The sequence below is a fragment of the Lysinibacillus sp. FSL M8-0216 genome, assembly GCF_038595555.1.
GTDB lineage: Bacteria > Bacillota > Bacilli > Bacillales_A > Planococcaceae > Lysinibacillus > Lysinibacillus fusiformis.
In genome coordinates this window covers 809,323-831,683 of the sequence record NZ_CP152007.1, presented here as the reverse complement: position 1 = coordinate 831,683, position 22,361 = coordinate 809,323, and the positions used below count along the sequence as shown (strand labels likewise).

Genomic DNA, 22,361 nt, shown 5'->3' with positions numbered 1-22,361 from the left:
CTTCCTTTCTATGATAGCCGAAAAGGGGATTATTTTATAAATAGGCTAATTTTCTACCATCTAGCGATGGCAATCTTAAATTTCCTAATACTTTATATATTCTACAGTCAGTGTCAAATTTCCTTGAAAAAAAACACGAATCGCAAAATTGTCGATTCGTGTTTGACTATTAAAGAAGGCTATAAAGTTTAATGTTCTCGTTTTTATCGTTAAACCAACGCATGGCAAATTCATTTTCGAATAAGAACACAAGGTTGTCAAAGCGGTCTTTCACCAGCATTGAACGACCAGAGGACATGGACTCTTTAACATCCTCTTCATTTTCAATCCAACGTGCAATTTTTGAACCAATTGGCTCCATTCTTACTTCCACATTGTATTCATTTTTCATACGATGTTCGAATACTTCAAATTGCAGTTGACCCACTGCTCCAAGAATAACTTCCTCTGTGTGCAGTGTTTTATAATATTGAATAGCACCTTCCTGTACTAATTGTAAAATACCTTTATGGAATTGCTTCGATTTCATTACATTTTTAGCCGTTACACGGACAAATAACTCTGGTGTAAACTGTGGTAATTTTTCAAATTGGAATGTTTTCTTACCACCCACAACTGTGTCTCCAATTTGATAAGTCCCCGTGTCATATAACCCGATAATATCTCCAGCAACCGCTTCATCTACAGTCTCACGATCATCAGCTAGGAATTGCGTAGATTGCGTAACTTTAAAGGATTTGCCTGTACGAGACAATGTCATATTCATGCCACGCTCAAATTTACCAGAAACAATACGTACAAAGGCAATACGGTCACGGTGCGCAGGATTCATATTAGCTTGAATTTTGAATATGAATCCTGAAAATTCTTCTTGTTCAAGCGGATCAATAAACTGCTCATCTTCCGTAATTCTAGGCTGTGGTATTGGTGCAAATTGTAAGTAAGTTTCTAGGAATGTTTGTACACCAAAGTTTGTTAAAGCTGAACCAAAGAACACTGGTGTTAATTCGCCACGACGAATTTTTTCCTCCGAATATTCATTACCAGCCTCGTCTAATAGTAAAATATCGTCCATTGCTTGAGAATAATAAGAAGTGACTTTCATTGGATGTTCTACAGCAAGTTCACCATTTTCATCTATTGGTAGAAAGCGCTCTGTCTCATCCGTACGGAACTGCTCAATACGCTTATTGTAACGATCATAAATACCAAGAAACTCTTTCCCCATACCAATCGGCCAGTTCATTGGATACGCATTAATCCCTAGTACTTCCTCAAGCTCTTCAATTAGCTCAAGCGGCTCTTTCCCTTGTCGGTCTAATTTATTAATAAAAGTGAAAATTGGAATACCGCGCATTTTACAAACCTTAAATAGCTTTAATGTCTGTGCCTCGATCCCTTTAGCAGCATCCACTACCATGACAGCACTATCTACTGCCATTAGTGTACGATACGTATCTTCTGAGAAGTCTTGGTGCCCAGGAGTATCCAAGATGTTTACACGTGAGCCATTATAGTCAAACTGCATCACGGAAGAAGTTACAGAGATACCACGTTGCTTTTCGATTTCCATCCAGTCAGATGTTGCAAACTTACCTGTTTTTTTCCCTTTTACTGTTCCTGCGTCACGAATGGCGCCACCAAAAAGTAAAAGCTTTTCTGTAATCGTCGTTTTCCCAGCATCAGGGTGACTGATAATGGCAAAAGTACGACGCGATTGTATATCTTTTTCTAAATTTGAATTCATCTCGTCATTCTCCTTTTTTCATACTTAATAATAATAAAAGAAGACTTGCCTTTCGTACAACCTTTTTACATGAAATCGCCAAAAAGAAAACCCTTTAGTACTATCTAAAAGGGTTTCCTAAGATCTTATATTCCATCAAACAAATTTCAATCGGCCAGCTTCTATTGCTATTTCTGCATCACTATGTGGAAATTTTGTATTTTCAATAATTTGATAATCCTCATGGCCTTTACCAGCAAAAATTATCATATCGCCTGGTTCAGCAACCTCAATGGCATGTCGGACTGCCTCTGCACGATCCCCGATGCAAGCAAAATTGTCATGTAACATCCCTTTGGCTAAATCACCTGTAATACTATTATAGTCCTCATAGCGTGGGTCATCTGTTGTCAGAATGACATACTCTGCTGCCGACGCCTTCTCAGCCATTGCAGGACGTTTTGATTTATCGCGGTTACCACCTGTCCCAACTAAGAAAATAAGTTTGCCCTTTTTATATGGTTGTGCTGCTTCAATCGCTTTTTCAATGGCATCAGGTGTATGTGCATAATCAACAAACATTTGAACAGGTAGGTCAGAGCATACTTTTTCCATACGACCTTTAACTGGTGGGAGTTGCTCGATTTGCTCAATAATGGCTTCCATAGTATAGCCACGACCATAAAATGCCACTATCGCTGCTAACACATTATAAATGTTAAATTCACCTAGTAAATTCATTTTCACACGATAAATTCCTTCTGACATCTCCACATCAAAGGATGTCATATAATCGTAATATTTACAGTTAATGGCACGGAAATCTGCTGTTTCATTTTTTAAACCATATGTCCACACTGGAAATGGTGTCATAGCTGCGTATCGCTCTGACCACGCATCATCGGCATTTAGCACAACAAATTTATTTTTTTCTAAATCTTGTCCAAGCTGGGAGAATAATAAACCTTTAGCATGGCCATATTCCTCCATCGTACCATGGAAATCAAGATGATCGTGCGTTAGATTTGTAAAAATAGCAATATCATAGTCAACACCTGCTAAACGTCCAAGTGCTAAGCCATGGGATGAAACCTCCATCGTCATTAAACGACAGCCTTCCATTTTTGCTCTAAAAATCATTTGTTGCGTCGATAACGCATCACTCGTTGTATTGGCAGATTCATATAGAATTCCATTTAAATTAAAGCCAATTGTGCCAGATAGGGCCGATTTTTCACCCATACCATGCATGATATTTTGAATAATACCCGTCACAGATGTTTTACCATTCGTTCCCGTTACCCCGATCATCGTTATATCTTTTGAAGGATAATCAAAAAACTTTGCGGCTAATAAGCCTACTGCACGGTCCGTGTCTTTCACAATTACTTGAGCAATAGTCTCACCTAGTGGTAATTCTCGCTCCGTTACAACAATCGTAGCCCCGCCATCTACAGCCTTTTGAGCATAATCATGTCCATCCACTGTATAACCTTTAATACAAACAAACATACTATTTGGCTGTACACTTCTTGAATCCACTACGATATCAGTTACTTGGTCTGGCAACATGCCAATTATTTTTTTCAAAGGTAATGCACTTAACAATTCCTCTGCATACATTTCATAGTCCTCCAATCAATCTCTACACTCACGTCATCATTTTTTATTATCCGACAAAAAACGACAATATGAATCCCCCCACGTTCTATTGAATTTATTTTACTACTTATTTCGTGATAAATAAAATGTCTCTGTGCTGTTTTTTCAACGAAAACGCTTACATTTGAACAAAAAACACGTTTTCTTCGAAATTTTCATAAATAATCACAAATCGGCATTTTTCGACACGTCTAGGATAGGATTTTTGGGAACATTTTTCTATACAAAGGAGGGAGTTTTTAGAATGAGGGTATCTTCATTTGAAAAAAGATCCCCCCATTTTACTATTTCATAATAGAGCGTACAATTTTCACTTTTTGATTATAGGGTGGAAAAAGTACATTCGTCTCAAGCTTAGAAGATTTCTTTAAAATGGATTTCGAATGTGTAAAGTTTTCAAAGCTCGCTTTACCATGATAGGCTTTCACACCTGAAGGACCAACACCTCCAAATGGTAAATGTAAGTTACCAACATGTGTAATAGTATCATTAATACATCCTCCACCGAATGGCAATTCCTCTAAAAAGTATTGAGTCGCTTTTTCGTGCTCTGAGAAGAAATATGCCGCTAGTGGTTTCGGCAATTGGCGAATTTGATGGATAGCTAGTGGTAAATCGTTATACATCATAACAGGTAGGATAGGACCAAAAAGCTCTTCCTGCATCGATGGACTTGTCCACTTTACATATTCGATGATTGTTGGTTCAATATATAAATCATCTCGATCTATCCGCCCGCCAAATGTTATAGCATCTCGCTCTTCCTTAATAATTTGCTGTAAACGATCAAACTGTCTAAGATTCACGATGCGTCCGTAATCAGGGCTTTTTAATGGGTTCTTCCCATAAAAAGAACGTATTGTTTCTTTTAAAATTTTCATAAAGCGATCATACACATCTTTGTGAACAAGTAAATAATCTGGTGCCACACATGTTTGCCCAGTATTTGTAAATTTACCCCATACAATCCGCTTCGCTGCTACTTCTAGGTTCGCTGTTTGATCGACAATAGCTGGACTTTTCCCTCCAAGTTCTAAAGCAATAGGAGTTAGTCGTTCTGCTGCTGCCTTAGCTACCACTTTGCCGACTGCAACACTTCCTGTAAAAAAGATATAGTCAAAGGAAGCATGGATTAAGGCAGTAACCTCATCTTTTTCCCCTTCCACTATACGTACATAGGACGGGTGGAATGTTTCTTCAATTACTTTTTTTACGATGGCTGCAGTGTGTACAGATGTTTCTGACGGTTTGACAATAGCTGTATTACCGCCAACAATAGCACCTACCAGTGGTTCCATGACCAATTGAAATGGGTAATTGAAAGGTCCAATTATTAATGTAACACCATACGGTTCACGAACAATAAAGCTCTTACCCATCTGATATTGAATAGGTGTTTTGACAGCTTCTGGCGCCATCCATTCTTCCACATGCTTCACCATATGAGAAATACTATCTAAGACAATGCCAATTTCAGTTGCATAAGCTTCAAACTCACTTTTCCGAAGGTCTAAGTATAGAGCGTTCAGAATTTCCTTTTCATATTTCAAAATGGATTTCTTTAGTTTTTTTAATTGCTCTTTTCGAAACTTGACACTTTTAGTGGCACGAGAAAAATAAAATTGACGCTGCTCTGTTATCATATTTTCCACATCTTGAGACGTAAAATTCATCAATAAAACACCCCTTTTTCAAAAATGGCATACATAGTTTTTTCATTTCGAAACAAACTATCATTGTCTATACGATACAACATCAGGAGGGAAAAATCCTCTTTCTACATCAGGGAGGATGAAATTTGAGTATATAAAATGTTTTAGTTTTTTTATCTCGGGAAATATACAACTACATATTAATTAAAACGGGGGCGTAGATGAATGACAACAACAACGACATGGTGGGAGTCTATTTTTTCAGGACCATTATCGCATGGGATTTGTGAAGAAAAATTAATGCTTTTGCAAGATGAGGCTTTCTTATATCTTTCTACAGCACCAGTAGAAACAGAAGAAGATCTTGAAGTAAATTAAAAGAAAGCGCATTATAGGATACCCCTATAATGCGCTTTTTTCATATTTAATTAGCAATTAATACTCGTTGCAACTGCTTTAGCTCTGCTTCCAATCTTTTGATTGCTTCTTCTTCTATGGCAAAGCCTCCTTCATCCAGACGAATAATTTGTTTATCCACAATATAAACTGAATGTGATATTGTGGTCGCCCCGAGTACAGCTAAAACGGGCTTTAAAGCATACTCTAATGCTAATAAATGACCAATAGAACCTCCGACAGCAATAGGTAGTACGACCTTCTCATGCAGAGCTTTCTGGGGTAGTACATCTAAATAAGTCTTCAATATCCCTGTAAAGGATGCTTTGTATATTGGGGTTAAAATGATCACTATTTGTGCTTCCTCGACCCATTTATTCTCTAGCTGGATACTTTCGCTCCCAAAATTGGCTGTCATTAAATCTTTTGCTGGTAGCTCATGAACATAATTAGAATGGACTTCTACTCCTTGTGCCATTAGATGATTTACAACCTTTTCATGAATTGCCGTAACTCTAGAGCTTTTCGAGTTACTTCCATTAATAATTACTGCTTTTGTCATTTCCCCACTCCTTTTATTTTTTTAAGCCATTAAAAAAGCTTCTATTTTACAATCAAACGGAAACCGCCTTGTAAAATAGAAGCCTCTAGATGCCTAGTCAACTTCAAAACCAAGTATTCTTATAAAATTAATCTAACATATATTCCTTTAAAGTCAATAGCTTTTTTATTGGTGAATAGCTTTTCCAAAAACGGCTTTGGCTGCATCTCCAATATGCTCACATACAGTCGGATGTGGGAAAATCATTTGTGCTAATGAAAGAGCTGTACCACCTGCATTTTTTGCCGCCAATATCGCATTCAGCATTTCTGTTGCACCATCTCCTACAACACAAGCACCTAGAATTTGACCGCTACCCTCTTCTGTAATTAGCTTCACAAAGCCTTCTGTATTGCCTTCCATTAAACCTTTTGGATTTGTCTTTAAAGGCATTTTTGTCATCGTGTAAGGCACTTTTACCTGTTCTTCTAGTAAACCAAATGTGGCAATCTCAGGATGTGTATAGACACAACGTGGGATAGATGCTTGGTCAATTGATGCTGGTTGATTACCCACAATATAATCTACAGCATAGATTCCTTCTGCACTTGCTGAATGTGCTAGCTGATAACCACCGACCAAATCACCAATTGCATACAGATGGGGCTGACTCGTCTGTAAATGGTCATTGACGGCAATTAAAAGTCCTTCAAATGCTAGCCCTAAATGCTGAGCGATCTCTGTATTAGGACGACGCCCTGTGGCAAATAGAAGATTTTCATATGTATATGTACCTTTAGTTGTATGAATAGTATGGCCTTCAAATTTTTCGAATTCGAAATCTGTTACAAGTTCAATACCAAGTTTCTTCATCTTTTCTCGAATAAGAGGTCTCGACTCTGGTTCTTCCGTTTGTAAAATATCCTCACTATGATTAAGCATTGTAACTTTCGTTCCTAGAGGTGCTAAACTAAAGGCCATTTCTACTGCAATGACACCACCACCAATAATCGTTAACTGTGCTGGTAGCTCTTTAAGATTGAAAAATGTATCTGTTGTATAGTAGGTAGCAGTCTCTAAACCTTGAAATGGTGGGACAAATGGATGACTGCCTGTTGCCAATATAATATCCGTGGCTGTCAAAGTTTCATTTCCAACTGTTATCAGCAAGTCTTTAGTTAATGTGGCTTCACCACGATATAAAGTTATATCGTTGTTGATGATATAGTGCTCAATATTTGTTAGAAGCTCTTGAATAATTGTATCTTTTCTTTGCATCAATCGAGGGAAATTTATTCGCACATTGTCCGTTTCTATTCCCCAATTATTTCCTTGATTGATTGCCTGTACTAGTTTACTATGCTCCAATAAAATTTTAGATGGAATGCAGCCGACATTATAGCAGGCTCCTCCTAATTTATCTCGTTCAATCAATGCAACCCTTTTGCCATTTTTCGCCGCATGGATGGCCGCTACATAACCTCCTGGCCCTGCGCCAATAATCGCTATATCAAAATTTTCCATATTTCTCACCTCATGTAACACCTTATCATTTGGAAAAATTGAATGCAATATTATCAGGAATGTCTTAGAGAGGGTTTTTTAAAGAAATGCCCATCAAGTAGAACAATTCGAAAAGCTTAAAAATGAAAATTACAAAAGCCACCGAGAGAAAGAACTTCTCGATAGCTTTTGTCCACAGTCTAAGCCTTATACGTTTATATTTTCCTATGCTTAATAAATATTGCGTTGCCAAAATCTTTGTTGTGCAATCGCGCCTACAAATTTTTTAGCAAAATCCTTATTACCAGTTGCTAAAACAATGCCTGGTCCCACATTCGCATTTGACATATTGAAAAACGTTGTACCTGTAACAGCAAACCCAATAGGTTTATAATGGCGATATGCCTCATTAATATAATTCACGATATGTGTATTAAATTTAGCTTGATTACTTGCCTTTACCCCCACCACATATAACGTGTCAAATAAAACGGCATCGGTTGTAATAAATGTGTCGGTTGCCGTTAATTGAACACCATTATTCCCTGTTACAACACCTAGTCGATCAGAAATAATGCTGTAGCGCACACCTTGCCTTGTTAAATATTTCAATACTTCGCCTACCTCATTGGAATCGAATCCATCACCAATTAAAACACCCACCTTAAGCGTATAAGGCAATTTAATGGTATTGGCTTGACTAAGTGCAGGTGAAGAAGCTGTTACCTTGGACTGTTCCCCACTAGGAGGGTTAACACCAACATTTTCAGCCACAGTTGTAGCCATTGCTTTATCCACACGAACAAACATATCCACAACTTGTTGTCGCACCGATTTACTTTTTACTTTTCCAACCTCAAAGCTAAAAGCGTCTATAATATGCTGTTTTTCAGGTGGGGACATACTGTTCCAAAAGAGCCTAGCTTGCGAAAAGTGATCGTCAAAGGATTTACTACGTGCTCTTGTGATTCGCCCTTCAACCTTTTCTTCATAATGAACGTATCCCCCTTCCCTTGCAGTAGATGTTGCAGGCGTATTATTGGCCAATGAATTTTTATGATAGCTCACTCTACCTAGATTAATTGCCTGTCGACTAAAACCATTCCGTTGATTATTATGCACAGGACAAAGAGGGCGATTAATAGGGATTTCCGCAAAGTTTGGTCCCCCGAGACGAATTAACTGTGTATCTAAATAGGAGAAGAGTCGACCTTGTAACAGTGGATCGTTAGTAAAATCAATGCCTGGTACAACATTCCCTGGGTGGAAGGCAACTTGCTCAGTTTCAGCAAATACATTATCCACATTACGATTTAAGGTCATTTTTCCAATTTTCTTTACGGGTATTAGTTCTTCTGGCCAAAGCTTAGTGGCATCTAAAATATCAAAATCAAATTTAAATTCGTCTTCCGGTTCAAGTATTTGCACCCCTAACTCAAACTCTGGATAATCTCCAATTTCGATGGCCTCCCACAAATCCCGTCGCTGAAAATCTGTGTCTTTCCCTGCAATTATCTGTGCTTCATCCCAAACTAGTGAATGCACACCTAGTACAGGCTTCCAATGAAACTTCACAAATCTCGATCGTCCTCTGTCATTAACAAAACGGAATGTATGCACCCCGAAACCTTCCATCATACGGAAGCTTCTAGGTATTGTTCGATCAGACATATGCCACATAATCATATGTGCTATCTCCTGATTGTTCGCAACGAAATCCCAAAACGTATCATGGGCAGAGGCTGCTTGCGGCATCTCATTATGCGGCTCTGGCTTTACAGCATGAATTAAATCTGGAAACTTAATAGCATCCTGAATAAAAAAGACTGGAATATTATTGCCTACTAAATCATAATTTCCTTCATCCGTGTAAAATTTTGTTGCAAACCCCCGTACATCACGAGCTGTGTCCATCGAGCCTAAACTACCTACCACTGTCGAGAATCTAACAAACACTGGTGTTTTCTTTTTCGGGTCTTGCAAAAATTTCGCTTTCGTATACTCTCTCATTGACTCATATAATTCGAATTCACCATGCGCTGCAAAACCTCTAGCATGTACGACTCTTTCTGGAATTCGTTCGTGGTCAAAATGTGTAATTTTTTCTCGAAGGTGAAAATCCTCCATAATTGTCGGACCGCGGACTCCTGCTTTTAAGGAATCCTCATCGTTAGACACTCTAAGACCCTGATTCGTAGTCATTTTTGTGCCTTCATTCTCAACACGAAACGGCTCTAGTTGCTGATCCTTGGCATTATCCTCTATATTTTTGCGTTGATTCGAATTTGGCTTATCCACGCAATCCCCTTTCATACTATTACTGATTTCGCTCAATAGACACTATATGTTTGTTTGGAATAAACATGCATTTATTTGACAATCTATCTCCGCTAAAGTAAAAAGTAGGTTCCCTATATAACATAAAGAACCTACCAATCTTAAAATATGTATCGTATCATTTCATGTATGTTACAGTAGGGGTTGTCACGGCTCTCCGTACTACGAGGAGCCATCATGTCCGTACAATTTTTAATCGCTACCTCATGTCGTAATGCAATAGGGGCAATAAGAGACTCGTCAGCCTTATGACGGAAATATCGACTCACGCCAAGATGTTGTTCCATTTTGTCATTTAAGACAGCTCGTGGATATTTTTCCGAGCTATCCACTTCTTCAAAATGCAAAAGTAACCACAATTCAAAAGCTTCATTTGAATAAGCAATATGAATCCCTTTTTCCTCACAAAATTGATTTACTTCCTCCAATTGCTTTTCAGTTAAATCATCCTTATCAAAAACAATCCAGACCTCGTCAAAATATTGATAACTTGAATCCCGATAAGCATGTTGAGCAAGCTTAATTGCAGAACGTTTAACGTTTTTTATTTTCACACTCACCATTTTAGAGCGCTTCAAAATACGTAGCTGCTCAAAATAAATACGTTCCGTTTCACCTTCACAATAAATTAAAATAGTTTTCCGCAGTGTTCGGTTTCCTTGTTGTCGTACTCTCACTGCTCAGATACCTCCGCTTCATCTAAATATTGTTCAGATAAATATTCATTAATAACGGGAGTTGCGCCAAATTCTCCTTTTAAATAACGTTTTGCATATGAAAGGTCGCCACGCTTTTTTTGCAGGTCTGCAAAATCAAATAAAGAATAAAGCTCAGATTCATTTTTAAAGGTTTTATTAACAAACCAAATTTGATCGGACCGCAATGGCTGATCCAATAATTCTATTTCATGACTCGTCACGACAAATTGATTACTCGTATTGCGTTTACTATTCATGATTGCCATTAGAAATTCACAAATTGACACATGAAAAGCTGTATCAAATTCATCAATAAAAATAGTTTTTCCTTTATTATAAGCATCTACCATCACACAAGCTAAATGCAACATGCGCACAGTACCTTTAGAATCCATCGTCCAATTGATCGTCTCTGTCCCGATGGGGGCACCTGCTTCATCGAATGATAAATAATGCAGATCGATATCAACTTCTTGAATGATCTCAGGGGTGTCAAATTCGTAGCTAATGGTATTTTTTTCTCTGCGTTCCACACGTCTTGCTGTGACATCTTGAATCGAAAAATCGGCAATTTTAAGAAGTTTGATGACCTCTTTTTTAAAAGGCTCTTCTTCAAGTTTACGAATAAGGGGATGACTTGATAACCGATTCGCTTCATCGAGAAACAGGATTTTATGTAAAAACCAATCGAATACCTTTAACGCATCTGAATCATTAAAAACATGGAGCACTGATAAAAAGGCTGTATTATTACGTGTATATTTTGTTAATTCCTGTGCCGTCGAATGAGCTGTGTCATACGAATAGTCCACACCATCCCAACGTCGGACAAAAAGTTCTTCCTTCAAATTATTTGTTGTCTTGTGAAGGCGCTCATATAAAACTAAGGAAGCATTATACTGAATTTCATAATCATACAAAGCTCCGTCCAAAAATAGGGAAATCATAAATTCTGTTGGTTTGCCCTGCTGACTTCCTAGCTTAAATGGTTGATAAGGTAGACGTAATTGTTTAATATTGTTTAAATTTTCAAAGTTAAAAAGTAAGGACCGCAAAACCTTAATTGCGGTAAATAGATTAGATTTACCACTTCCATTTGGCCCAAAAATAAATGCACTTTTCACTACACGCAGTGAATCATCCAATTGCATGGTATGGGTATCCTTCCATTTTCGCAGACGACTTCCCGCTACCATTGAAAATAATGTATCCTCTTTATAGCTTAGACAATTGTTTACTCTAAAATCTACAAGCATATGTAAGCCTCCGTCCACATCCATTTCTTTAATGAATTATTATACTATAGACATAGAAAAAGACATATTACACAGTGTAATATGCCAAATCCTCTATATCGTTAAATTTCCGCTAATTTATCAACTTGTAAAGCATTCAGCGTACGTTCAATTCCCTCTGCAAAAGAAATTTTGGGTCTCCAACCAATTGCATTAGCTAATTTGTCATTATTTAAAAATGAATGTTCAATATCTCCTTCTCGCGCGGGGGCATATTGAATTTCAAGTGGATGATTTAAATGCTGAAGTAGCAAAATAACTTGATGAAGTGACCAGGCTTCATTTGTGGACACATTATAGATACCCTGCAATCGTGCATGGACACCGGCATAGATGGCGTCTGCAATATCATCGACGTAAATAAAGTCACGTGTCTGTTCACCATCACCATAAATCGTAAAGGGTTTTCCCTCCATACTACTTTTTAACATGCTTGGGATGACAGCAGCTTCACCTTGCATTTGTTGTCTTGGACCGAAAACATTGGCGAATCTGTAAATAAGAATAGGTAACCGATAATCCTTTTGCCATTTCTCACAATAGGTTTCTCCAATGCTCTTGTTTAATCCATACATAGATATCGGTTCACAGACATCTGTTTCTTCTAGTGGCGGATAGTGACTATTTCCATACACAGCAGCTGAGGAGGCAAAAACAAAATGCTTTACCTTATATTTAGATGATAAAAAGAGCATTTGACTTAGCCCAACAATATTCGTCAAAATATCCTTTACTGGCTCCTGTAAGGATTGTTGAACACTTGTTTGCGCTGCACAGTGAATCACCACATCGAAATGTGTTTCTTTAAAAAGGTGCTCACAAACCTCATCTTCCACATTTAAAAGATAAGATTTATGCTCAAAGTCAACATTTCGTAAGTGACCCGTACTTAAATTATCAATAATATAAACCGATGCTCCTTCTTCAAAAAAACGCCTACCTACTGCACTGCCAATAAAACCATAGCCACCTGTCACTAATACATTCATCCTATCGCCCCCAAAAACAATATGATGATTTATATGCAGTATTTGCTAAAAATATGCAAGAAACTTATTTGGTGGGATTTTTTTACAGAATATCATTACTAGAATATATGATAAGCACATGCCTATTTTGGGACATATAAAAAGCATGCTCGAATATTACTTCAAGCATGCAAGGAAAAATCTCTTTATTACGCTGGGTTAATTTCTAACTCAACTGATACTTTAATATCTTTACCTACAAGAACTCCACCAGTTTCTAAGGCAGCATTCCAAGTTAAACCAAAGTCTTCACGATTGATCGTTGTTTCAGCTTCAAAACCATATACTTCTTGCCCCCATGGATTTGTGCCTTTGCCGTTAAACTCCGTATCAAATGTTACTGATTTTGTTACACCTTTAATTGTTAAGTCACCTGTTACTGAATATTCATCGCTAGATTTTTTTGTAATATTTGTTGATTTAAACGTAATTGTTGGATATTGTTCAGCATCAAAGAAATCTTCTGCTTTTAAATGGTTATCACGATCTTCACTACGTGTATTAATGCTTGCTGGATCAATTGTAAAGCTGATGTTAGCAGTAGTTAAGTCTGCAAGATCTGCCGCCTCAATGTCCGCTGTGTATTTGTCAAATACACCTTTCACTTTTGATACCATCATGTGTTTTACTTGAAAGTTAATTGCTGAGTGCCCTAAATCAATATTCCATTTTGCCATTTTATAATTCCTCCAATAAGTTGATTTTATCTCGATTTCGAGATATATTTTAAAATATGAAGCAACTACAGTAATTATGTTACCCAACATTATTTAGGATAAACATTTGTAGTTACTTATCTTTTTTTACTACTTTAGTTATAAAAAGTAATTGATTACTTTATGTAACCTACTATATATTAATAATCTAATTACGTCAAGTAATTAAATTGTTTTTTTATTTAATGTTCATGTTGAAAACTGATATCCTATTCCTCTGAACATGTATACGTTTTTCCATAGCCGAAGTAGCAAAAAAAGCATGACGGTAAAGAAACTTTTACAGATACTTAAAATAGTAGGTTGTTGTATAATTCTGCGAAGAACACTTGATTTCAAGGAGGTATAACATATGAAAATCAATCGAATGGATCATGTGAGTATAAACGTAAATGATCTTTCAGAGGCTAAAGCATTTTTTCTTGAGTTAGGACTTGAAGTAAAAGCAGAATGGGAATTGGAAGGAGAACAATTAAGCCGAATAGTTGGGCTTAATCATGCTAAAACGGCATGTGTAGGTTTGGGGATGCCTGATGGTCAGACATGGATAGAGCTAGTGAAATTTTATTCGCCATCAGATGACAAAGATATTCAGCAACCTCTTGCCAATACGCTAGGAATCCGACATATTTGCTTTAATGTTGAAGATATTGACGGTATTATTGCTAAATTGAAAAAAAGGGGTACAGAAATTTTTAGTGAGATACAGCAATATGAAGATAGTTATAAATTATGTTACGTTCGTGGTCCTGAAGGAATTATTTTAGAGCTGGGAGAGAAAATCAAATAAAAAGAAACTGAAATAATGTAAACGTAGACACCCGCTTATTGAGAGTAGTCATTATGGCTTAAAAAATAAATGGAGAACCTTGACAATAATGGTTCTCCTCCATAAAAGGGTGTCGAACTTTTCGTACTTCCCTACTATTCTTATTCTCCACGTTTTACTAATTTACCCTGCACAACAAAGCGATGATCGTCACTCATCACTGAATCCTTACAAGTAGACAATGTCAGGATTTTATCACTGGGACTTATAGCGACATTCATTTGTATGGATGAGCGCTTCTGAATGTCCTCTAGAAATTGCTGATAAGCTCCGTCACTTGTAAAGTCCGTTTCAATATAATAGAAATCAATAGTTGTCTCATATGCAGCAAATACCTCGATATCATACCCTTCATATAGGGTATCTAAATAAATAATTGGATGGTCATCCGCGTAGTCTTGCTTTAAATAATTTTTTAGACTACCAAACATCGTATTGTTTTTCATAGCATGACCATATAAAATTGTATTTTGATTCATAGAAAGAATATTATTGCGATAATCCATAAAGACACTTCCTGCACGACTTTCCTCGTCTTTAAAATTATGATTTAAATAAAACTCATTATTGTCAGCTTGTAGTACTGGATTATTTAACTTTGTTCCATCCACTGAAATCCATCCCACAATTTGACGGTTCATTGCTAATAAATCTTGGAATTGAGGTCTTATCGTTGAAGGAGCTTGAGTTTCTTCCTCTTGACTTACTGGCTGATCCTCAATAGTGCTTAATGTAGCTTGATATATATCCTGCACTTCCTTCAGTGATTTTGATGTCTCATAGTACGTATATAGATACTTTGCCAGAGAAAATGCAGAAAATAAAAATATCACTAAATATAGAAATGTGACTAACTTTGACGCCTTCTTTTTCATCCTATCACCAATCATATCCCTATTGGCATCATATAATAGCCAAGTTGTTTATCTTCATTAAATACCGCGTCAACTCCATAAACCTCTTTAATAACATCTTTTGTGATCACATCACGTGGAGCACCTTCTGCGAATAGTTGACCATCCTTCATTAAAATAATATGGTCACTATAGCGAATAGCTTGATTAATATCATGAAGCACCATGATAATCGTTAAGCCGTGCTGCTCGTTTAATGTTTTGACTAGCTCTAATAATTCTAATTGATAATAAATATCCAAATACGTTGTCGGCTCGTCCAAGCATAGTATTTCAGATTGTTGTGCCAAAGCCATAGCAATCCAGACACGTTGGCGCTCGCCACCTGATAACGCCTCTAAATTTGTTGTACTCTTTTGTTGTAAATTTGTACAAGCCAATGCCCATTCAATGGCTTTTGCATCTCCTTCATTGTCTTTTTTCAGCAATGTTTGATGGGGAAGACGACCAAAGCCGACTAATTTTTCAATTGTTAAATCTTTCGGTATATCGTTTTGCTGATACACTATCGCTAGTTTTTTAGCGAATTCCTTAGGCTTATAGTTTAGTACGTCTTTATTTTCTAACAGGACATTCCCTGATTTAGGTAAATGAAGACGAGAGATAACACTTAATAAAGTTGATTTCCCACAGCCATTCGGGCCAATAATTGTTGTAATTTTGCCCATTGTAATGGATGTTGAAACGCCATTTAGATGGTTACGTGTATTATCATGCGATACAATGATGTCTTGTATATCCATGTTTGTCACTCTTTTCGTAATAAGAATATGAGGAAGGGTCCACCGATAATTGCCATAATTGTGGACGCTGGAATTTCAAGTGGTGCAACAATTGTACGTCCAATTGTATCTGCTACTAAAATTAATAAAGCTCCTGCCAGTGCTGTAAACGGAATAAGCACAGCATGATCATGACCAACCAATCTGCGAGCAATGTGAGGTACTAATAGTCCCACAAATGAAATAACACCTGCAACAACAACTGAAACGGCTGCTAATAAAACAGCCACGGCTGCAATTAATAACCGTGCTCGCGCAACTTGAAATCCTAAACTTTTAACAGTTTTGTCTTGTAATACGAGTAAATTACACCAACTATATAAAGCAAAAGCCCCTATTAATCCGATTGAACCATATGTCACAATTGTGGAAACATCTTTCCATGTTCGCATTGTTAGATTAGAACCAATCACACTAGATGCGGACATATTTAAGGAGCCACCTAAGCTAATCATAGCCTCGGTTAAGCCTGTAAACATAGCGTTAATCGCTATCCCTACTAAAATCAATTTGAGAGGGCTTAGGCCAGATTTCCAAGATAGTGCAAAGACAAGCATACAGGCTAAGGCTCCGCCCATAAATGCTAAAACGGGTGTCATAAAAAATAATGTGGGGAAAAAGGCAACAATAAATAATTGAACAAATGCTGCACCCGAAGATATTCCGATAATCCCTGCATCTGCCAATGGATTACGCATCACCGATTGTAAAAGCACCCCAGAAACTGAAAGTGCGGCACCTGCAAATAATGCGACGATGATACGTGGGAAGCGTAAATCACGGATCGCCTCCATTTGACTATTTCCTTCATCAAATAATGCCCCTATAAACTCAAAAAAGCCCATTTTAATGCTACCTGTTGTGGCTGAATAAATAACTGTCACAAGTAATAGAAAAATTACAAGTAAAAAACTGACGATTCTTTTTGTCATATCGGACTTCCTTTTTCTTTTTTTATTCCATATAGGATAAGAAAAACGCTCTATGACGAGTAAAATACTGATCATACGAGCGACATTCAAGTTACTATTTACGATAGAAAATTTCCATCAGCTGCCCTAAAGCCTGTGGTACCTGCAAGGAGGATGTCGTCCCGAATAATTCTTCCTCTAAATCATAGACTTTATCGTTTTTCACTGCTTCGAAATGTTTCCAAATATCATTTGTTTTAAATTCTTCATCAAACATTTTCACAACTTCATCGGGCATACCATGTGATAAGCGCAAAATAATATCCGGATTACTATTATGGAGATATTCCGTATTAGAAGATAGATATTCTGCATCCTGTCCTTCCATTACATTGATACCTCCTGCTCGTTTCACAAGATCCCCAGCATATGAATTTTCTGTTGCTACTAAATAACTCCCTGGTATACCTAGTAAAATTAATACGCGAGGACCTTCTTTATTCGCAGCTACACTTTGGACTGCCTCGATATTCTTCTGTAGATCTTTTACTAATGCATCGGCTTGGGATTGACGATTATAGCGTTCTCCTAGCGATGTTATTTCCTTCAGCATGGCATCAACGCTTTGGAAATTAAGAAAATCAACAGGAATATTAAGTTGTTTAAATTTATCCTGTAAATCGTATTCTAAAGTTGAAACGGATAATACTTCTGTCGGATTTAATGACTTAACTATTTCCATATCCGGCTCCATCGCATTACCGATTGTTGGCAGACCATCATAACGCTTTGCTAATTGCTTTTCTGTTTCTGGTACAGCAATTGCGTCAAGCTCCAGCTTATCTAGGATATCTGCTATAACTACCGTCCCCGCAATGATACGTTGCTCATTATCTTCTGTTACCTGTTCTTTATCAGTAACTGTCTCTTTCTTTTCTGCTTGATCACTGCTACTACATGCAGCGAGAATTAGTGATAGTAATGTCAACAACAGTAACTTCAGTTTCCAATCTTTTTTCATTGTGTCATCCCCCACTTATTTCTGCTCAGTCGTCTCATTTTTGTTTTTTCTAATACGCTTAATAAGTAGCCAGCCTGATACGAGACATATAACGATTAGCCCAATAATTTTTACGATGTTTAACGGTTCAATTGGCTGTTCTGCAGTCGTATTTTTCACTACTTTATTGTCCGTAGTCTCCTCCATCGTTTGGCTATCCTCTAATGTTTCATCTAAAGTTTCATCAGTTGGTTCATCAAGTGTACGATCAAATGTTAATTTTTCTTCCCATGGTATAAGCAATGGTGATTGAATAGCTGGTAATGTCTGTGTAGCTTTGCTAGATACACTCTCTCTACTTATTAGTGCTTGTGGCTTTTGTACCTGCTCCTTAACCGTTTCCACTGACTTGTCAGGTACAACTTGCGTAGTAGGTTTTTCGTTGATAGGTTTTTGTAAAAGCAATGCGACCTGTTTTTGATTGAATGCTAGCTGAACATAGTATTGATGATGATATGAAATGTCAGGAATATCGATTTTCACCCACATTCGTAACGGCTGTGTTAAGTCCTCAACCTCAAATTCCACAATGCGTACATTGTCTAAAAGTGAAACTTGCTTCGGTTCAATCTGATTTCCCTTATAATCTACTTGTAGACCTGTCACCCAAGCTGATTGTAAAATGGTCATTTGCGCATAGTATCTACCATCCTTTTCAATCACCTTTGCGGTTGGATTCACATAGTTATTCATAATAGAAGGTTCATTTTTACCATCCGCTAATAATACATAATCCACTGCCCATTCTTGACCCTTTGTTTCTTCTACAACTACGTTTTCAGCATCATCCGTCTTGTTTTCTTCCTGAGGAACGGTCGGTATAAGTCCCGCCATTTCAATTCGTAGCTCTTGAGTGAATGAAAAATAAGTTTCTTCAGCTGCAAGCTCTACATTGCCCTTTATAACAATAGGGTCTTGTAATGTCAAAACATCAAACTGAACTAAATTTTCTATATCTTGAGTCCAAGAAATTTCATTACCAAGCTGTTCGATATGTATATCACGTACAGAATATGGCTGTTCAAGTGCCAAAGCTAATTGATACTGTCCATCCTTTACGGTGAGAGTTGCTTTATGTTTAAAAAGATTTTCTTCAAAGCCCTCAATAGGAGAAAAACTTAGTTCAACTTGATAACTACCATCTATTATGCCAAGGTTTTCAGCTTTTGCTTGCATAAAAATGGATGGAGGAAAAACAAGCAATAAAACTGCCAAAACAGCCAAAATACAAATGTGCTTTTTTATGATTGTCATTGCATAGTCTCCTCCCATTTTAAACACATAGGAACTTCCTCCCCCATAAAATATGAGAAAGGAAGTTGCTGTAAAAATTCTTATTATTTATTCATGTATTGCAAAGAGCCATTTAAAATTTTCGCCATATGTGAACGTTTTAATGGACTATTTGCATCAATAACTGTCTTACCATCAGCAGTTGGAGAGCCAGTCATTACTTTACCTGCATATAGAAGGGCAAAGGCTTTTTTTGCTTCTTCATCTTTCACTTTTGCTCCATCAGCATAGTAAGAAAGACTTGTATCACCAAAGCTCATTTCTTTTCCTGCTACATGTGTTACAGTGCGATAAATCATTACAGCTGCTTGTTGACGAGTAAGTGTATCATTTGGATTGAAGTTTGTAGCTTTTTTAACAATCCCAGCTTCAGCTAATGCATTAATAGCTTGAACAGCTTCCGCACTAAGCTTGCCTGTATCTTTAAATCCAGCATCTTTTGTAGAAGTTACGTTCAATGAACGTGCTACCATTAAAGCAAATTGAGAACGTGTAATGTTGTCATTTGGTCTAAAATTATCTTGTGCCTTCACAATACCTAAGCTGTAAAGTGATAGGATGGCATCTTTATTCGCATCTTTACTAATGTCCTTAAATGGATTAATAACTGGCTTCACTGCACCTTCCACAGCAAAGCTAAATTGTACTGTATGATTCGAATCATACTTCACACCTTGTGCTGGTTCATTTACAACGATGTGTAATTGAGCATTTACCAGTTTCTTCAAATCTGCAACTTCAAATGAATATGTGCGTGAATTTGTTGTATCATCTTGTTTCACTAAAGTTGCTTCCTTACCCTCTACAGTGAAACCTTTTACATATTGACCTTGAGGGAATGTCATTGTTACAACATTTTTACCGTCTTTTACAGTAATCCCTACTTTTGGTGCGATATACTGTTTCATCATCGACTCTTCTGTTGTACCATCTTTGTAAACAGTGACAGCTACTTCATTCACTTTCACTTCTTCTTTTACTTCTTTCACTGCTTTTAAATCAAAGTCATACCATTTATCCATATTTGCGGACGGAACGACTACATGAATTTTTGCTGATTTAACTTCATCAACAACAACAGGGAAACTGTATGTAATTGTACCATCGCTATTTTTTACTTCTTTAGCATCTACAAATGTATCGCCTTGTTTTGTTTGTAGACCTGCAATCATTGGTGCAGATTTAGCTGTAATTGTTAATTGAGCTTCAAATTTACCGTCTTTTTCAACAATTGTTCCTTGTGGTACTAAATGAGAACTAATTGCAGGCTGTGCTTCTGTCGTACCTGTTTTAAAAATTTGGAAATTAATAACTGAATCTGTTTTAGCAGCTTTCGTTGTTTCTGCTTTCACTTCTGTATTTGTTGTTGCTAATTCTGCCGCAGATGCAAAGGAAGGAACTGTAAGAGATGCTGCTAACAATGAAGCTAGTACTATTTTAGTTGCGCGTGATTGACGTTTTTTAGCCATTTTATTGACCCTCCGTTTTTGTTTGTAGTTTTTTTCTATAAAGTAAAAATGCTGACCCCACTAATGCAACTATTAATAGATAAGGTGTTGCATCATCTGTTTGTGGATTGGGCACTTGACTTTCAGTTGTAGTTGCTGAAGAAGTTGGTTGTGATTTACTGGATTCTGTTTTTTGAGTAGAAGCAGATGCTGAGCTTGCGATTGATGTGGCATCAAATACAAGTGATACACTGTATTCATGATGATAATTGATATCATCAATATCAATTTTCATCGCTGTTACTACAGGTTTTGTTAGGTCTTTAACGGTGAATTGTACAGTTCGTGTATCTGCTGCTTGATCTTCACTTACTACAGTTGCTCCACCTGGTGGTTGAAATTTCGTAATCCATGCACTGTTTTTTAATGTAATTTGTACTACTGCAGTGCCATTTTTCACCGTAACTTTCGCAGGTTTTACAAAATAATCATTAGCAATTGATGCGGAATTACTTTCAGGTTTATTGACCTGATATTTTATCGAATGAGTGCCATCAGCTAGTTGAGCAGATGCTTGTGTTAAGCCGAAGTTAACGACAAAAATACTAACAAGCATGATCAACATGAGCATTTTCTTCATGTGTTGCACGCCTCCCTTAGTCATAATAAAACATCCTAATTGATAGATTCACTTCCACGAAAGCACTTTCATGTAAACGAAAATAATTCTCAATTACGATTCTACTCCCAAGAATAATCGTTACTGCCAGTCAATGTCAACCGTTAATCCAAATTCGTCCTCAATATGTCAAATTTTCCTCCTAATAAAAAGAATATCACCAAAATTTGGTGATATTCTCGCTCTTAATTTATTTTGCAAAAATCTCTAAAATACCGATCAACAATAAAAGCCATCCTGAAATGGCTGTTGAATGCCTCCCAATAAACGTTTTGGAGAGCAATGCACCACATTGACTGCCTACCCCCACCGTAACAAATGAGAAGACACCAATGGAAATTACTGTCCATATTGCAGAAATGCCATTAGCACCGATGGCAATACCTCCTGCTAAGCAATTAGCTGACAATACAAATCCGAGTGCCATTGCCTCTCGAGTTGAGATGACTAAATTTTTATCTTCATCAAATAGCTCAGGGTTACCTGCTATGCGTTGATTAGAAAAGTTATTGGACATCAAGGTCCATATACCAATAACACATAATAGTAAACTTCCTAATAAATTGGCAGTATGCGGTGAAATATATTCAACAACAGTGCTGCCAGCTGTTACTGCGACATATGTGACAATCATTGACATGCCAGCGATCACTGCATTCGATAAAATAGGAATTTTAACTTGCTTGACACCATAGGCTAGGCCAATCCCCAAATTATCTAGATTTGCAGCAATTCCTATTAGAATAATAGTAATCCAGTGCATACTAAGCCTCCTCAAAACCCAGTCTCCATTTTCACCTATCATATGTAATCGTGTTAAAAATCTATGGGCATTTTAGAACCCTATTCAGAACCTTTTCCGTAATGAAGCCCCCATTTTATTGCATGCGT

At 37.1% G+C, this 22,361-nt stretch carries 20 protein-coding genes; 2 read left to right on the top strand and 18 right to left on the bottom strand.

The features are described from left to right. Window positions 1-169: 169 nt before the first annotated feature. The 3 genes from MKX57_RS03825 to MKX57_RS03815 all read right to left on the bottom strand — a co-directional run bounded on the left by MKX57_RS03825 (window position 170) and on the right by MKX57_RS03815 (window position 5,061). Entirely contained in the window at window positions 170-1,747 is a 1,578-nt protein-coding gene (locus MKX57_RS03825; protein WP_008174169.1) for a peptide chain release factor 3, read from the bottom strand. A gap of 135 nt (window positions 1,748-1,882) precedes the next feature. Next, complete coding sequence (locus MKX57_RS03820) at window positions 1,883-3,349, bottom strand: UDP-N-acetylmuramoyl-L-alanyl-D-glutamate--2,6-diaminopimelate ligase (RefSeq protein WP_342550803.1); 1,467 nt, start codon at window positions 3,347-3,349, stop codon at window positions 1,883-1,885. A 323-nt stretch (window positions 3,350-3,672) separates the two neighbouring features. Further along, entirely contained in the window at window positions 3,673-5,061 is a 1,389-nt protein-coding gene (locus tag MKX57_RS03815; protein WP_008174173.1) for an aldehyde dehydrogenase, read from the bottom strand. Between the two features lie 204 nt (window positions 5,062-5,265). On the opposite strand from MKX57_RS03815, the gene MKX57_RS03810 reads away from it, so the two are divergent. After that, window positions 5,266-5,418 carry a hypothetical protein gene (locus tag MKX57_RS03810; protein WP_170844193.1) on the top strand — a complete coding sequence of 51 codons (153 nt, stop codon included), beginning with the start codon at window positions 5,266-5,268 and terminating at the stop codon, window positions 5,416-5,418. A gap of 46 nt (window positions 5,419-5,464) precedes the next feature. Here MKX57_RS03810 and ssuE read toward each other — a convergent pair whose 3' ends face one another. From ssuE to MKX57_RS03775, 7 genes are all read right to left on the bottom strand, one after another. Beyond that, entirely contained in the window at window positions 5,465-5,998 is a 534-nt protein-coding gene (ssuE, locus tag MKX57_RS03805) for an NADPH-dependent FMN reductase (RefSeq protein ID WP_090003286.1), read from the bottom strand. A gap of 165 nt (window positions 5,999-6,163) precedes the next feature. Next, entirely contained in the window at window positions 6,164-7,501 is a 1,338-nt protein-coding gene (gene lpdA, locus MKX57_RS03800) for a dihydrolipoyl dehydrogenase (protein ID WP_090003287.1), read from the bottom strand. 210 nt (window positions 7,502-7,711) lie between these two features. Continuing rightward, window positions 7,712-9,793, bottom strand: coding sequence for a catalase (locus MKX57_RS03795; RefSeq protein ID WP_175445572.1), 2,082 nt, complete (start codon window positions 9,791-9,793; stop codon window positions 7,712-7,714). A 125-nt stretch (window positions 9,794-9,918) separates the two neighbouring features. Beyond that, window positions 9,919-10,494: an RloB family protein gene (locus tag MKX57_RS03790; RefSeq protein ID WP_342532063.1), complete on the bottom strand. Its 576-nt coding sequence runs from the start codon at window positions 10,492-10,494 to the stop codon at window positions 9,919-9,921. Then, window positions 10,491-11,771 carry an ATP-binding protein gene (locus tag MKX57_RS03785; protein ID WP_342550802.1) on the bottom strand — a complete coding sequence of 427 codons (1,281 nt, stop codon included), beginning with the start codon at window positions 11,769-11,771 and terminating at the stop codon, window positions 10,491-10,493. The genes MKX57_RS03790 and MKX57_RS03785 overlap by 4 nt, the downstream gene beginning before the upstream one ends. 101 nt (window positions 11,772-11,872) lie before the next feature. Then, window positions 11,873-12,799 (bottom strand): NAD-dependent epimerase/dehydratase family protein, encoded by a 927-nt coding sequence (locus MKX57_RS03780; protein WP_008174188.1) that lies wholly within the window; start codon window positions 12,797-12,799, stop codon window positions 11,873-11,875. Window positions 12,800-12,987: 188 nt separating this feature from the next. Continuing rightward, entirely contained in the window at window positions 12,988-13,515 is a 528-nt protein-coding gene (locus MKX57_RS03775) for a YceI family protein (protein WP_008174190.1), read from the bottom strand. A 391-nt stretch (window positions 13,516-13,906) separates the two neighbouring features. Here MKX57_RS03775 and MKX57_RS03770 point away from each other — a divergent pair, with 391 nt between their 5' ends. Next, window positions 13,907-14,344 carry a VOC family protein gene (locus MKX57_RS03770; RefSeq protein ID WP_008174192.1) on the top strand — a complete coding sequence of 146 codons (438 nt, stop codon included), beginning with the start codon at window positions 13,907-13,909 and terminating at the stop codon, window positions 14,342-14,344. 140 nt (window positions 14,345-14,484) lie between these two features. On the opposite strand, the gene srtB is transcribed toward MKX57_RS03770, so the two are convergent. The 8 genes from srtB to MKX57_RS03730 all read right to left on the bottom strand — a co-directional run bounded on the left by srtB (window position 14,485) and on the right by MKX57_RS03730 (window position 22,233). After that, window positions 14,485-15,258 carry a class B sortase gene (gene srtB / locus MKX57_RS03765; protein WP_237068728.1) on the bottom strand — a complete coding sequence of 258 codons (774 nt, stop codon included), beginning with the start codon at window positions 15,256-15,258 and terminating at the stop codon, window positions 14,485-14,487. An 11-nt stretch (window positions 15,259-15,269) separates the two neighbouring features. Further along, complete coding sequence (locus tag MKX57_RS03760) at window positions 15,270-16,040, bottom strand: ABC transporter ATP-binding protein (protein WP_090003290.1); 771 nt, start codon at window positions 16,038-16,040, stop codon at window positions 15,270-15,272. A 5-nt stretch (window positions 16,041-16,045) separates the two neighbouring features. Continuing rightward, window positions 16,046-17,011 carry an iron ABC transporter permease gene (locus tag MKX57_RS03755; protein WP_089987217.1) on the bottom strand — a complete coding sequence of 322 codons (966 nt, stop codon included), beginning with the start codon at window positions 17,009-17,011 and terminating at the stop codon, window positions 16,046-16,048. Between the two features lie 94 nt (window positions 17,012-17,105). Continuing rightward, window positions 17,106-18,011: a heme ABC transporter substrate-binding protein IsdE gene (gene isdE / locus MKX57_RS03750; RefSeq protein WP_090003291.1), complete on the bottom strand. Its 906-nt coding sequence runs from the start codon at window positions 18,009-18,011 to the stop codon at window positions 17,106-17,108. Between the two features lie 15 nt (window positions 18,012-18,026). Beyond that, window positions 18,027-19,304 (bottom strand): NEAT domain-containing protein, encoded by a 1,278-nt coding sequence (locus MKX57_RS03745; protein WP_342550801.1) that lies wholly within the window; start codon window positions 19,302-19,304, stop codon window positions 18,027-18,029. A gap of 83 nt (window positions 19,305-19,387) precedes the next feature. Further along, on the bottom strand, window positions 19,388-20,812 hold the full coding sequence (locus MKX57_RS03740; RefSeq protein ID WP_089987219.1) for an NEAT domain-containing protein: 1,425 nt from the start codon (window positions 20,810-20,812) through the stop codon (window positions 19,388-19,390). A gap of 1 nt (window position 20,813) precedes the next feature. After that, on the bottom strand, window positions 20,814-21,431 hold the full coding sequence (gene isdC / locus MKX57_RS03735; protein WP_237068730.1) for a heme uptake protein IsdC: 618 nt from the start codon (window positions 21,429-21,431) through the stop codon (window positions 20,814-20,816). Between the two features lie 229 nt (window positions 21,432-21,660). Beyond that, entirely contained in the window at window positions 21,661-22,233 is a 573-nt protein-coding gene (locus MKX57_RS03730) for a manganese efflux pump (protein WP_036147235.1), read from the bottom strand. Window positions 22,234-22,361 lie beyond the last annotated feature (128 nt).